We start from the raw sequence: 12739 nt of genomic DNA, 5'->3' as shown, positions 1-12739 counted from the left end.
TCGGCTGTCAGAGCCCGAGTGTGATGCGTGCGATCCGATCCCGGACGAACGTCGGAACGAGGTTCTCGGTGAGGCCGAGCGCCTGTGCATCGAGCCCCACCCGATATCGAGCTCGCGGGTTCCCCTCGATCGTGTCGACGATCACCTTCGCACAGTGTTTCGACTCGATCATGATCGGTTGCCACAGACGAGCACTGTCCAATGAGCGCTGATAGCTCGCGTCGAATCGCGAACCCGAACGCTTGTCCAGGTCACGTTCGGTCTCGTCCCAGATCGCAGTCTTCACGCCGCCCGGCTCGACGAGCACGACCTTGATCCCGTCCCGAGCGACTTCCATGCGCAGCGCGTCCGAGAGTCCTTCGAGGGCGTGCTTGCAACCCTGATACCAACCGGTCAACGGGGTGCTCGTTCGCCCGTAGATCGACGACACGTTCACGATCCGGCCCCACTCGCGGTCACGCATGTGCGGCACCGAGAGGCGCGCCAACCGCATCGGCGCGAGGACCATCGTCTCGAATGCGAAACGGGCTTCGTCGTCGGTGACGTCCTCGATGGCACCGGTGATCGAGAAGCCGGCGTTGTTCACCAGAGCGTCGGGACGGTACTCGTCGACGACCGCTGCCCCGGCCGCCTCGTCGGTGACGTCGAGGAGCGCTGTCTCGACCGTGACGCCTGCTTCGTCTGCAGCAGCGTGCACGGTCTTCGCCTTCTCTTCCGACCGAACCGTACCGACCGAGCGATGCCCGCGGATCGCCGCCTCGATCACCGTTGCGAGACCGATGCCCGAGTTGGCCCCCGTGGTGACGATCGTTCGCTCCGTAGCTCGTCCGCTCATGTGGTTCCTCCTCTGTCGTGGTGCGTGCTGAACCCTTGCACATCGGCGGTCGGTGCGGGCGACCCGAGCGGAACGGCGTCTACCTTCGGATCGATCGGGTGAAGAGCTCGCGCGCCTGCTGGTCGAACTCCGGATGAGTCGGCTCGATGACCACGGTGGCTCGGTCGGCGCTCAGGCGACAGGTGGTCCAGTAATTGTGATGGGCGCGCGTTCGATACGTGCCGGCGACCAGGACGAGCACGAGGCCGACGCCGAACAGATCGCCGGCCTGGCGCACTGTGCTCGCGGCGATCAACCCGGCACCGAACACCAACACCGTCAGCGCGGCAACGTTTCGGCGGTGCCACGTCCTCCATACCCGGGTACTCACCGGCAACGACACGCGTGCGCGTTCGTGCACGACGCCCAGCACCGGCACCATTCCGGGAATGCCGAGAATCCAGCGACGGCCCCTCCACACGACAGCGGTCGCGTGCACCGCACGGTCGGTCGCAACACCGGACAGCACACACCGGTCGGGGAATCGGCTCGCTCTCTGATCTTCCAGCCTCACGACCGATCGAGCCATCTCTCTCCTCTCGGTGCCGCCGGCGCAGCGCGCGCTGCGCCGCTGTCGTGCGTGGCCTACTCCGCGACCCACACGTCGAAGAGATGCAAGGTGTCTTGGTACTCCCGGAACAGGACGAGTTGGTCGTCGCGGCGTTCGAACACGTAGCAGTACAGGTTCTGGTATCGGCGCCCGTTGAGCGGGTTGATCGCGTCGCCGACGGCCTCGATCGCGGCGCGGTCGCCGTCGGCGATCACCGACTTCAGTTCGAGTTGGAACTGATCGGTCGCGGCAAAGATTCCGCGGAAGACCTCGAGCGTTTCGGCCTTGTCGTAGATCGATTGCTGCCACGGCAGGTTCATCCCGTCGAGCAGCTCGGACTGCAGCGACCGCATGTTCGGGTCGTCATGGTCGGTGACCGCGATGTGCCACCGAAAGTCGGGGTGGAACAGTTGCTCGAGACGGTCGGCGTCGGCATCGTTCCAGGCGGCCACGAACTCGTCGGCGATGTGTCTCATCGTCGTGGTGTCGGAGGTCAACTCATGCCGCCCTTCGCGCCGCCGCTGACGACGAGGGTTTGGCCGGTGACGTAGTCGGACAGCGGCGAGCAGAGCCAGAAGATCGACTCGGCAGCGTCTCGGATGTTGCCCGTGCGACCGAGCGGGACCATCGCATTCGGCACCGGTTGCGAGGCGTACATCTGCTCCTCGGTGGGCTTCTCGTCGAGTGAGACTCCCCTCCGTTCGGCCTGCTTGGCCGGCATGCCCACGTGCACCGTGCGGCCACCGACCTCGATGACCTCGTCCTCGGACTGGGGGAGTCCGAACCGCGTCTGGATGATGCCGAAGGCGACAGCGTTCACGCACACCCGATACTTGCCCCACTCCTGGGACATGGTTCGCATGAGGCCGAGCATGCCCGCCTTGGCTGCGGCGTAGTTGCCCGCACCCTGCAGGCCCCACTGTCCGGCCATCGACGACACCATGACGGTCTTGCGATAGATGTCGTCGCGGTCGCCGTCGGCTCCGGCGAGTTCGCGGAAGACAGGTGCGGTGGCGCGCGCCAGCCGGAACGGAACGACGAGATGGATGTCGAGCATCGCTTGGAATTGCTCGTCGGTCATGGAGTGGATGCCACCGTCCCATGCGTATCCGGCGTTGTTGACGACGATGTCGAGTGAGCCGCCGAATGTGTCGCGAGTGTGGGCGACCAGCCGATCGCACGAGTCGGGAGCGACGAGGTCGGCAACGAACGCGCTGGCGGTCCCCGCTCCGTATGCGTCGTTCAGTGTGGCGACCGATTCTTCGGCCTTGGCGGCGTCGACCTCGGCGATCACGACCTTGGCGCCGTTCGCCGCGAGCATGGTGGAGGTGGCGCCGCCGATGCCGCGCGAGCCGCCGGTGACGATCGCGACGCGGTCCGCCAGCAGGTCGGACTGGAGTCGGGGTTCGATGATGGTCATGTCAGCGTCCTTTCCAGACGGCCGGCCGTTTCTCGGCGAAGGCGGCGAGGCCTTCCTTCAGATCCTCAGACGCCATGACCGGAGCGGCGTACTCCATCTGGTTCTTCCAGCCGTCGCCATCGTCCCAGTCGTATGCGCGCTGCACGATCTGCTTGCTGGCGCGTACGGCGAGCGGTCCGGCCGCGAGGATCTCGTCGGCGAGCTCGATCGCTCCCGCAAGGGCTTCGCCCGGTTCGGTGAGCTTGTTGACGAAACCGAGTTCGGCCATTCGCTCGGCCGACCATGCCTTGCCGGTGAGAGCGAGCTCCATGGCCAGGTGGTAGGGGATCCGCTTCGGGAGGCGGAAGAGTCCACCGCCGATCGCGACGAGCGATCGGGCCGCCTCGGGGATTCCCATCGTTGCCGTGCGCGACGACACGATCAGGTCACACGCGAGGCACAGTTCGAGGCCACCCGCGAGAGCGTGGCCCTCGACGGCGGCGATGACCGGCTTGGTGGGCGGCTTGCCCATGATGCCGAACCCGCCTCGCTTCGGCGACGCGCCCATGTCGTCGTAGGCGGCGGCGATCAGGTCCTGCCCGCTGGAGAACACGATGTCGGAGCCGGTGATGATCGCACAGAACAGCGAATCGTCGTCTTCGTAGGCGTCGATCGTGGCTTCCATCGCGCGCGCGGTGGCACCGTCGAAGGCATTGCGGCGGTGGGGTCGGTCGATGCGGATCACGAGCAGGTGCTCGCCGACCCGCTCGGTCCTGATGGCGTCTGGACCGGTTGGCGCCGCGTTCGGCACCTCGGGAACTTCACTGGTTGACACTGAATCCTCCGTTCACTGGGTAGGTCTGTCCGGTGATCCATCCCGACGCCCCGGAGGCGAGGAACGTGATCAGTGCGGCGGGGTCGGACGGTTCGCCGAACCTGCGGATCACATAGTTCCGCAGGACCTTCTTGGCGTAGTCCTCGTTGTCGGTCATGGCCGTGATCGCCGGCGTGCGGGTGGCGGCGATGGCGACGTTGTTCGCGGTGATGTCGTAGCGGCCGAGGCTGCGCGCGAGCGCACGGGTGAGACCGGCAGCTCCTGCCTTGGCCGCGGAGTACGCCTCGAGGCCCGACTCGCCGACGCGACCGGCGTCGCTGATCACGGTGATGAGTCGGCCACCGTTGCCCGCGGCGATCATCCCAGGGATCACCGCCCGACTGCAGTTGAGTGCTCCGTACAGGTTGACCTGCAGGAACGGCTCCCACTCGGCCGGGTCCTTCTCCCAGAACGGTTTCCCGGTGAGAGCATCGGGGTCGGCTCCGGCGTTGCCGGCGTTGTTCACCAGCACGTCGATCGGGCCGAGCTCGGCGCTCGTCGACGCGACCAGGTCGGCAACGAGTTGGAAGTCGGTGATGTCCGCCGGGGCGGCGACGGCGTGGCCACCGGCATCGACGATCTCTGCGACGACCGCTTCGGCGCGTTCGGCGACGTAGTCGTTGATCACGACGTTGGCGCCCTGGGCTGCGAGGTAGCGGGCCGTCTCGGCACCCACGCCCTGCCCGGCACCGGTCACGAGCGCGGTTCGCCCGGTGAGTTCGAGGATGTTCCGGCGGTCGATTCGCTCAGACACTCCGGTCGCGTCCTTCCCAGTGCGGTGCGCGGAGATCGTTCTTGAGGACCTTGCCCATCGGGCTGGTCGGCAGGGACTCGACGAACTCGAACCCCCGTGGTCGCTTGTACGAGGCCAGTCGGCCGTCGAGGAACGCGAGGATGTCGTCGGCGGTGGGCGAGCTTCCTGAGCGAGGCACGACGTAGGCCAGCGGCTGCTCGCCGAAGTCGTCGTGGGGGATCCCGATGACCGCGCAGTCCTCGACGTCGGGATGCTCGACGATCGCCTTCTCGATCTCCGCGGGGTAGATGTTGACACCGCCTGCGACGATCATGTCCTTGATCCGGTCGGTGATGAACAGGAAGCCGTCCTCGTCGAGGTGCCCGACATCGCCGGTGCGGTAGAAGCCGTCCTTGATGGTGTCCTCGCCGAGTTCGTCGCGGCCCAGGTATCCCTTCAGCACCGTCGGTGTGTTGACGGCGATCTCGCCCGTTTCGCCGGCCGGAAGACGGTTCCATTGTTCGTCGACGATCGCGATCTCGACACCGTCGAACGGGATTCCACTGGTCCCGGGCTTGGACAACTGATGCTCCGGGGCGGTGTAGGAGATCATCCCGGCCTCGCTGGCTCCGTACGACTCCCACAACACGTCGGGTCCGAGGTGTTCGATCACCCACTCCTTCAGCGTCTGGGGAACCGCCGCCGCTCCGGTGGTGAGCGCCGTGAGCGACGACAGGTCGTAACGGTCGAGGACGTCCTCCGGGAGCGCCATGATCCGCAGCAGCATGGTCGGAACGGCGGTCCAGGATTGCACTCCGTGGCGGTCGATCAGGCGCAACGCCTCCTCGGCGTCGTACGGATCGAGCAGCACCGCCGTGCCTCCGTTCGCGCACGTGGCCGTGGCGATCATCGGTCCCGCGCCGTGATGGATCGGCAAGGTGAGCAGGGTGACCGCTTCGTCGGGGTACGGCGGCACCGAGCCGACGGAGGCGCCGTACCGGAAGAGGCGATCGAGGTCGGTGACCGATGCGGGGTCGAGCGGTGGGACGCCGCGTGGAGCGCCGGTGGTGCCCGACGTGTAGAGGACCATCGATGCTCGGAGCGGGCCGAACCGGGTGGGTGCATCCGCGGTGTCGAGGAGGTCTTCGTAGCGCACGCCGGGAGAGCCCGGCTCTTGTCCCACCGTCACCACGAGTCCGACATCGGCATCGTGCCAGCCCGTCGGGTCGGTGTCGTTGCACGCCAGTCCCTTGGCCTCGCTGTCGCGGACGATGTAGGCAGCCTCGTCGGCGGTGAGCTTCCAGTTCACCGCGACCTGCGCGACTCCGATCTTCTGGAGGGCGCGCTGGATGACGAACCATTCGATCCCGAGGTGGAATCGCATCCCGAGTCGGTCCCCGGCGACGAGTCCGAGCTGCGACAGGCCCTCGGCGACGCGGTCGGCACGGTCGTTCCACTCGCTGTAGGTGAGGGTGGTGTCGCCGCTGATGACCGCTGTGGCGTCGGGTCGTTCTGCAGCCCAGTACTCGGGCGTACCGCGTTCGGCTTCTGGCAACATCAGCTGTTCTCCTTGATGGTGGGTTCGAGATGGGAGTGGACGATCTGCGCGCAGGTCGATCGTGCGGCCGTGAGGTCGACCGCCGCCGGCGAGACAGCGAACTGCCCGGCGATCCCGCGCAGGAGCGCGACGAAGGTGACCGCGAACACGTCGGCATCGACGTCGTGGCGGATTGCCCCGGCCTCCTGCTCGGCTCGGATCACCGCGGTGATGCTCGTTCGGAAACGCTCGTCGTCCTCGTCGAAGACGGGTCGGAGTTGAGCTTCCTCGGCAAACGACGATCCCCACATGACGAGAAACGCTCTGCTGCGGTCGGCATCGCGCTCGACCGCGTCGAGGTAGGCGTCGGCGATCGCGACCAGCGTGTCGCTGCCGCGTGGGCACTGCGTCTCGGCGGTGGTGCGGAGTCCGCTGATGAATCGACGCTGGCAGCGCGCCGCCAAGCGTTCGACCAGGGCGGTCCGGGTACCGAAGTGGTGATTGACGAGAGCGCGGCTGTAGCCGGCCTCCGCACCGATGTCGGCCAGTGAGGTGGCGTCGAGACCCTTGCGGGCGAACAATCGCTCAGCGCCATCGAGCAGCGCGGTCTCGGCTTCGGTGCGCCGCTCCCCTTGGGTGCGGCGACCGGTACTCGTCGTACTGCGGGCGCTGGACGGCATGGCACGAACGTACTAACATGCTGAACGCTTAGCAAGTAAGTTTTCTCGAGAGGATGCGAATGCGAGTTGCCGCTCACCCCGAACTGTTCGACCCCGACGCCGAATCCCCGACGCTGCGTGCGACGCGCTGCGCGTCGTGCGGAAGGGTTGCGTTCCCTCCGATCGCGATCGGTTGTGACGTGTGTGGAGCGCTCGAGGAACAGCTGACCCCGATCGCCGTGGAAGCCGCCGGGGTGATCCACGCCAGCGCGACCGTGCACCGCCATTTCGGCGAGCCACCGACGCCGTTCACGATCGTCGAGGTACGCCTCGACGACGGTCCGATCGCCCGAGGCATGGGCGATCCGGGTTCCGACGGATTCAGCGTCGGCCAGCGGGTTGCCGCGACATGGCAGGTCGAACGTGTCGATGACGACGGCAACGACGTCGTCGAACCGGTCTTCGCTGCGATCGAGGAGGTTCGGTCGTGAGGCGTCCGCTGTCGGATCTTCGTCCGGTCTATGTGGTCGGCATCGGACTGCATCCCTACCAGCGCCCCGGCGAGACGCCGTACACGGCGCTCGGGGTGCACGCGATCCGCGGTGCGCTCGCCGACGCCGGAATCGAGTGGACCGATGTCGAGAGTGCCTACACGGGTACCGCCACGACGGCGATGGCGTTGTCGCGTCTCATGTACCGCCACCTCGGATCCACCGGGATCCCGATGGTCCAGGTCGAGAATGCCTCGGCGTCGGGATCGACGGCCGTCCGCCAGGCCGCCTTCGAGGTCGCGGCAGGTCTCGCGGATGTCTCGATCGCGGTCGGGGTCGACAAGCCGCTCAACTTCACCATGCCGCAGGGAGCCGCCGGCGCCCGCGACCTCGTCGGTGGCCGCGCCGCGCCGTTCACCCACTTCGCATTGTTGGCCGATCGCTACATGCACGAAACCGGGGCGACACCCGAAAACTTCGCCCAGGTGGCGGTCAAGAACAGCCGGAACGGCGCGCTCAACCCGAACGCTCAACGACGCAAGGTGCGCACGCTCGAGGACGTGCTCGAGCCGCCGCAGATCAGTGGGATCCTGACTCGGCTGCAGTGCACCCCGATCGGTGAGGGCGCGGCAGCGGCGATCATCGTCTCCGAGGATGCGATCGAACGGCTCGGCATCGATCGGTCACGGGCCGTACGGATCAGTTCCTCGGCGTCGCAGTCCGAGCAGGTGTATGACGGCGAGAACTTCGACGTGGCGCTCACGAAGGCAACGACCGAGCAGGCGCTCGGCGAGGCCGGCATCGGCCCCGGCGACCTCGACGTGGTCGAACTCCACGATGCGTTCACCGTCGAGGAACTGCTCTACGTGGAGGCGATGGGGCTCTGCGAGCCCGGGCACGCTGCGGAGGCACTGATGTCGGGTGAGTTCGACATCGGCGGTCGCGTCGCAGTCAGCCCATCGGGAGGGCTTCTCGCCATGGGCCACCCGACCGGTCCCACCGGTGTCGGCCAGATCTGTGAGATCACGACGCAGCTGCGAGGCGAAGGCGGCGAACGCCAGCAGCCCGACGCTCGAACCGGGCTCGCACACATGGTCGGTGTCGGCGCGGTCTGTGTCGTTCACGTGCTCTCGCGTCCCGCCTGAAGCTCTCGGCGTCGGACCGCATCCCCAAGGACGAGCTGCGCCGGTCCCGACGGCGCCGACGGACTGATCGAGGCGCGCAGCAACCACTGAGCACTGGCTGATCGAGACAGGGTCCACCTGCGCTCGTGCGCGGATCCGATCGTGACGCGGCAATGACTGGGGAACCAACCGGGACCGACAGTGGGTGCGCGATCACGGGGTGTGTTGAAGTTCGAGCTCGGAGCTGACAGTGTGCGGGGGGCTTCGAGCCGTCGACTCGGTCACCGTCGTCGTCCCGAAGAACGAGCACAAGCGACAAGGAGCATCATCGTGTCAACGACATCACGCACAGGTCGAGAGATCCGCACTCGTCGACACCGGTTGTTTGTCGGGTTGGGTGTTGCCGCACTGGCGATCGGCGCCGTGGGCATCTCGGCGTCGACGGCGGCCGCGGGGAAGGACAAGCCGAAGCCGCCGGGCAATCCTGACCCGAAGGGCCAGCTGATCGACGTCCAGGTCCTCGGCTTCAACGACTACCACGGCCACGTCGAACCGACCGGAAACGGCACCGTCGACGGTGCCGAAGCCGGAGGCGGCGAGTACCTGTCGGCGAAGCTGAACGAGCTTCGCCAGGGACAGAAGTACAGCATCACGGCGGCAGCCGGCGACCTCATCGGCGGCTCGACAGCGTTCTCGGGGCTCTTCCACGACGAGCCGTCCGTCGAGTCGCTGAACGCGATGGAGCTCGACGTGTCGGGTGTCGGCAACCACGAATTCGACGAAGGCGTCACCGAGCTCCTGCGGATGCAGAACGGCGGGTGCCACCCCGAGGACGGCTGCTACTTCCCCGCTGAGCCGTATGCCGGAGCCGACTTCGACTGGCTCTCCGCGAACGTGGTCGACCAGAACGGCGACAGCCCACTCCCGCCCTACTCGATCGAGAAGTTCAAGAACGTCGAGGTCGCCTTCATCGGCATGACCCTCGAGGCGACCGACACCCTCGTCGCCGCGGCAGGCATTCAGGGCTACGAGTTCCTCGACGAGGCCGAGACGGCCAATGCGCTCGTCCCGATCCTGCAGGATCAGGGGGTCGAGGCGATCATCGTCCTGTTGCACGAGGGCGGGATGCAGAATCCGGCACCCGGCGACGTCAACTCGTGCGACGGCATCAGCGGACCGATCCTCGCGATCAACGACGCGCTGGATCCGGCGATCGACGCGATGATCACCGGCCACACGCACCTGCCGTACAACTGCTCGCTCGCCGACGCCGCCGGTGACCCGCGTCTGGTGACGAGCGCCTATTCGTTCGGACGGGTCGTGACCGAGATGAACCTCGTGCTCGACAAGCGCACGAAAGACGTCCGCCGTGACCTGAGCACCGCAACCAACCATGTGGTGGAGCAGGCCGCCCTCTCGCCCGACCCCGCGGTGACCGCGGTGATCGACAAGTGGCAGCCGCTCTTCGACGATGCCGGCAACACGCCACTCGGAACGATCACGGCCGACATCAACCGTGGGGGATCTCCGACGGGATCGGACCGTGGTGTCGAGTCCGCTGCGGGCAACCTCATCGCGGACGCCCAGGCGTGGGCGACGTCCTCGAACGGGGCGGATGTGGCGTTCATGAATCCCGGTGGCGTGCGCTCGGACCTCACCTACGCCTCGTCGGCGGGAGAAGGCGACGGCGTCGTCACCTACGGTGAGGCGTTCACGTTCCAGCCGTTCGGGAACACGTTGGTGACGTTCCCGATGACCGGTGCGCAGATCGTGTCGGTACTCGAGGAGCAGTGCCAGCCGGCCGGCTCCAGCCGACCGTTCCTGCACCTCGGGGTGTCCGAAGGCTTCACCTACGACCTCGCGACGACGATCGTCGGCGGGAACTGCACCTCGGTCACGATCAGCAACGCCGTGCTCGACGGCGTGCCCCTCGATCCGGCGGCGATCTACGACGTGACGGTCAACAACTTCCTGGCCGACGGCGGTGACAACTTCGGCACGTTCGCCACGATCACCGCCCCGCGTCTCGACGGTGGCAACGACCTCGAGGCGCTGTCGAACTACCTGGCGGCATTCAGCCCGGTGGCTCCACCGAGCACCGATCGGGTCAACGAACTGCCGTGACCCTGCTGTGACGGGGTCGCCCGGTCGTCGCGTGCTGCGCGCCGGCCGGGTGACCGGTCAGTCGGCCACGTGGTCGGACAACCAGGCGATGATGTCGGCGGTCACCTCGTCGCGATTCGTCTCGTTGAGGATCTCGTGGCGGGCGCCCGGGTAGAGCGTCACGGTCACGTCGGTGACCCCGGCATCGCGATAGCGCTGCCCGAGGAGTTCGACGAGTTGACCGCCGCCCGCGAGCGGGTCGGCGCTTCCCGACGTGACCAGGAGCGGAAGGTCGTCGCGGATCCCGGCGAGCACCGTCGGATCGCCGAGGCGCTCCGCGGGAGCGAACAACGACGGCACCAGCTCGTCGGGGAGGTCGAACCCGCAGAATGGATCGGCGACGTACGCGTCGACCTCGGACTCGTCGCGGGTCAGCCATTCGTACCCCGTCCGGTGTTCGAAGCCCACGTTGAACGCCTCGAGCCCGACGGGTCCGTCCGACTCCGCAAGTCCCGCCGCGAGCAGGTCGAGCGCGGTCGACCCGGAGAGGACGATGCCGGCGTACTGCGCGGAGTTGTCGATGACGATCGACTGCGAGGCGAACGATCCCATCGAATGACCGAACAGGAACAACGGCACGCCGTACTCCTCGGTGATCGCGGCTCCGTACTCGACGACGTCCGCGATCAATCCGTCGAAGCCGACGCTGCCGAAGTCGCCCAGCCGGTCCTGGCCGGTGCGGCCGTGTCCGCGATGGTCGGTGCCGAACGCGAGGAAACCCGCACCGTTGAGCGCGGTCGCGAAGCGGTCGTACCGCTCTGCGTGCTCGGCGAGCCCGTGCGCGATCTGGACGGCGCCTCGCGGTTTGTCGACGTCGGTCCATGACGACGTTGCGATGGTCGTCCCGTCCGCAGAGGAGACGAATGAGGACTGCTGAGCTGTCACGGATCGATCTTCACACATTCGCCGGGACGCCGCCATCGCCCACTCGCCTGCGTTTCGTGCCCGTCGCGCCGAAACCGATGCCGCGCGAGAGAATACGGGGATGAACCGCCAGTCGTCCGATCGTCCACACGTCGTGATCGTCGGGTGCGGTTTCGGCGGTCTCGCTGCGACGCGAGCACTCGCGGATGTCGATGTCGACGTCACCGTCGTGGACCGGGAGAACCATCACACGTTCCAACCGCTGCTCTACCAAGTGGCCACCGCAGGGCTGAACCCGTCCGACATCGCGCAGCCGATCCGGCACGTCATCCGCAAGCAGGACAACGCCCGGGTGCTGCTCGACGAGGTGTTCGACGTCGATCTCGATGCGCGGACGGTGCGCGTCACCGACGGCGACATCGGCTACGACTACCTCATCGTCGCCACCGGAGCGACGCATTCCTACTTCGGCAACGACGACTGGGCCGAGTTCGCCCCAGGACTCAAGACGATCGATGACGCACTCGACGTCCGGCGTCGCATCCTGCTCGCCTTCGAGCGTGCCGAGGCCACGACCGATCCCGACGAGCGAGCGCGGCAGATGACCTTCGTCGTGGTCGGCGCAGGGCCGACCGGAGTGGAACTGGCCGGCGCCGTGAAGGAGATCGCGACGACGACGCTGCGCGCCGACTTCCGGACGATCGACACGACAGCGAGTCGAGTTGTGCTCCTCGAGGCCGGACCCCGCGTCCTGCCGGCGTTTCCCGACTCGCTGTCCGCTTCGGCCGAGAAACAGTTGACCGACGTCGGGGTCGACGTCCGGACCTCGACGGCCGTCACCGGGATCGACGCAGACGGGGTCGCCACCGCCGACGGACCAATTCCTTCGGCGACCGTGCTGTGGGGAGCCGGCGTCGCCGCGTCACCGCTGGGTCGCGCGGTTGCCGCCGACCTCGACCGGGCCGGTCGCGTCCCCGTGACCGCCGAACTCGCGGTCGGCGGCCACCCGGAGGTCTTCGTCATCGGTGACCTCGCGGCGTCCGAGTCGGGCGGGGTCGCCGTTCCCGGTGTGGCGCCGGCGGCGATCCAGGGAGGCGAGCACGCCGCCCGCTGCATCGAGGCCGATCTCTCGGGCAGCGCCCGACCCACCTTCGTCTACGAGGACAAGGGGTCACTCGCGACGATCGGCCGCTCGAAGGCGGTCGCGGACCTGAGCCCGAGGCTGCGTTTCGGTGGTCTGTTGGCGTGGCTCGTGTGGTGTTTCGTCCACGTCTGGTCGCTGATCGGCTTCCGGTCGAAGCTGCGCACGATGAGCACCTGGGTCTGGCAGTACCTCACCGGGCGTCGCGGGGCACGACTCATCACGGGCACCACGCACCGGCGCCACCCGCCGTCCGGGTCGGCCTGACCGGCCGAGCCAGGCGTGGGCGACGCGTCAACGGCGTTCTCGTGAACAGTTCGCGCACGGAGC

Annotated in this window: 13 protein-coding genes; 4 read left to right on the top strand and 9 right to left on the bottom strand. The window is 67.3% G+C overall.

The genetic code is table 11. The features are described from left to right. Positions 1-7: 7 nt before the first annotated feature. The 8 genes from ON45_RS00305 to ON45_RS00270 form a co-directional block, all read right to left on the bottom strand. Complete coding sequence (locus ON45_RS00305) at positions 8-835, bottom strand: SDR family NAD(P)-dependent oxidoreductase (RefSeq protein ID WP_051062162.1); 828 nt, start codon at positions 833-835, stop codon at positions 8-10. A gap of 79 nt (positions 836-914) precedes the next feature. After that, a complete protein-coding gene (locus ON45_RS00300) occupies positions 915-1313 on the bottom strand; it encodes a hypothetical protein (protein WP_148288455.1) in 399 nt (132 codons plus the stop codon). Between the two features lie 146 nt (positions 1314-1459). Beyond that, positions 1460-1900, bottom strand: coding sequence for a nuclear transport factor 2 family protein (locus tag ON45_RS20760; protein ID WP_148288454.1), 441 nt, complete (start codon positions 1898-1900; stop codon positions 1460-1462). 17 nt (positions 1901-1917) lie between these two features. Beyond that, positions 1918-2844 carry an SDR family NAD(P)-dependent oxidoreductase gene (locus tag ON45_RS00290; protein WP_040490983.1) on the bottom strand — a complete coding sequence of 309 codons (927 nt, stop codon included), beginning with the start codon at positions 2842-2844 and terminating at the stop codon, positions 1918-1920. Position 2845: 1 nt separating this feature from the next. After that, entirely contained in the window at positions 2846-3658 is an 813-nt protein-coding gene (locus ON45_RS00285) for a crotonase/enoyl-CoA hydratase family protein (RefSeq protein WP_085946483.1), read from the bottom strand. Beyond that, positions 3645-4451, bottom strand: coding sequence for an SDR family NAD(P)-dependent oxidoreductase (locus ON45_RS00280; RefSeq protein WP_083913942.1), 807 nt, complete (start codon positions 4449-4451; stop codon positions 3645-3647). The genes ON45_RS00285 and ON45_RS00280 overlap by 14 nt, the downstream gene beginning before the upstream one ends. Further along, positions 4444-5988, bottom strand: a complete 1545-nt coding sequence (locus tag ON45_RS00275; protein WP_040490981.1) for a class I adenylate-forming enzyme family protein — start codon at positions 5986-5988, stop codon at positions 4444-4446. Before ON45_RS00275 ends, ON45_RS00280 begins: the two co-directional genes overlap by 8 nt. Beyond that, the gene (locus ON45_RS00270; RefSeq protein WP_051062160.1) at positions 5988-6647 is read right to left on the bottom strand and encodes a TetR/AcrR family transcriptional regulator; all 660 of its coding nucleotides are present in this window, start codon (positions 6645-6647) and stop codon (positions 5988-5990) included. The genes ON45_RS00275 and ON45_RS00270 overlap by 1 nt, the downstream gene beginning before the upstream one ends. A 53-nt stretch (positions 6648-6700) precedes the next feature. Here ON45_RS00270 and ON45_RS00265 point away from each other — a divergent pair, with 53 nt between their 5' ends. The 3 genes from ON45_RS00265 to ON45_RS00255 all read left to right on the top strand — a co-directional run bounded on the left by ON45_RS00265 (position 6701) and on the right by ON45_RS00255 (position 10365). Next, complete coding sequence (locus ON45_RS00265; RefSeq protein ID WP_040490980.1) at positions 6701-7117, top strand: Zn-ribbon domain-containing OB-fold protein; 417 nt, start codon at positions 6701-6703, stop codon at positions 7115-7117. Next, complete coding sequence (locus tag ON45_RS00260) at positions 7114-8262, top strand: thiolase family protein (RefSeq protein WP_040490979.1); 1149 nt, start codon at positions 7114-7116, stop codon at positions 8260-8262. Before ON45_RS00265 ends, ON45_RS00260 begins: the two co-directional genes overlap by 4 nt. A gap of 309 nt (positions 8263-8571) precedes the next feature. Continuing rightward, positions 8572-10365: a bifunctional metallophosphatase/5'-nucleotidase gene (locus ON45_RS00255; RefSeq protein WP_206537611.1), complete on the top strand. Its 1794-nt coding sequence runs from the start codon at positions 8572-8574 to the stop codon at positions 10363-10365. A gap of 57 nt (positions 10366-10422) precedes the next feature. Here ON45_RS00255 and ON45_RS00250 read toward each other — a convergent pair whose 3' ends face one another. Next, on the bottom strand, positions 10423-11289 hold the full coding sequence (locus tag ON45_RS00250) for an alpha/beta fold hydrolase (RefSeq protein ID WP_206537610.1): 867 nt from the start codon (positions 11287-11289) through the stop codon (positions 10423-10425). Positions 11290-11389: 100 nt separating this feature from the next. Between ON45_RS00250 and ON45_RS00245 the strand changes: the two genes are divergently transcribed. Then, complete coding sequence (locus tag ON45_RS00245; RefSeq protein WP_040490977.1) at positions 11390-12676, top strand: NAD(P)/FAD-dependent oxidoreductase; 1287 nt, start codon at positions 11390-11392, stop codon at positions 12674-12676. The last annotated feature ends 63 nt before the right edge of the window (positions 12677-12739 follow it).

The sequence above is a fragment of the Ilumatobacter nonamiensis YM16-303 genome (assembly GCF_000350145.1).
GTDB lineage: Bacteria > Actinomycetota > Acidimicrobiia > Acidimicrobiales > Ilumatobacteraceae > Ilumatobacter_A > Ilumatobacter_A nonamiensis.
Note: the sequence above shows the minus strand (reverse complement) of the source record. Positions and strands in the feature narration are given on the sequence as shown.

Excerpts from the sequence above, each read along its gene's own strand:
- ON45_RS20760 (WP_148288454.1), bottom strand. The coding sequence starts at position 1,900 with ATGAGACACATCGCCGACGAGTTCGTGGCCGCCTGGAACGATGCCGAC.
- ON45_RS00275 (WP_040490981.1), bottom strand. The coding sequence starts at position 5,988 with ATGTTGCCAGAAGCCGAACGCGGTACGCCCGAGTACTGGGCTGCAGAA.
- ON45_RS00265 (WP_040490980.1), top strand. The coding sequence starts at position 6,701 with ATGCGAATGCGAGTTGCCGCTCACCCCGAACTGTTCGACCCCGACGCC.
- ON45_RS00245 (WP_040490977.1), top strand. The coding sequence starts at position 11,390 with ATGAACCGCCAGTCGTCCGATCGTCCACACGTCGTGATCGTCGGGTGC.
- ON45_RS00305 (WP_051062162.1), bottom strand. The coding sequence starts at position 835 with ATGAGCGGACGAGCTACGGAGCGAACGATCGTCACCACGGGGGCCAAC.
- ON45_RS00290 (WP_040490983.1), bottom strand. The coding sequence starts at position 2,844 with ATGACCATCATCGAACCCCGACTCCAGTCCGACCTGCTGGCGGACCGC.
- ON45_RS00270 (WP_051062160.1), bottom strand. The coding sequence starts at position 6,647 with ATGCCGTCCAGCGCCCGCAGTACGACGAGTACCGGTCGCCGCACCCAA.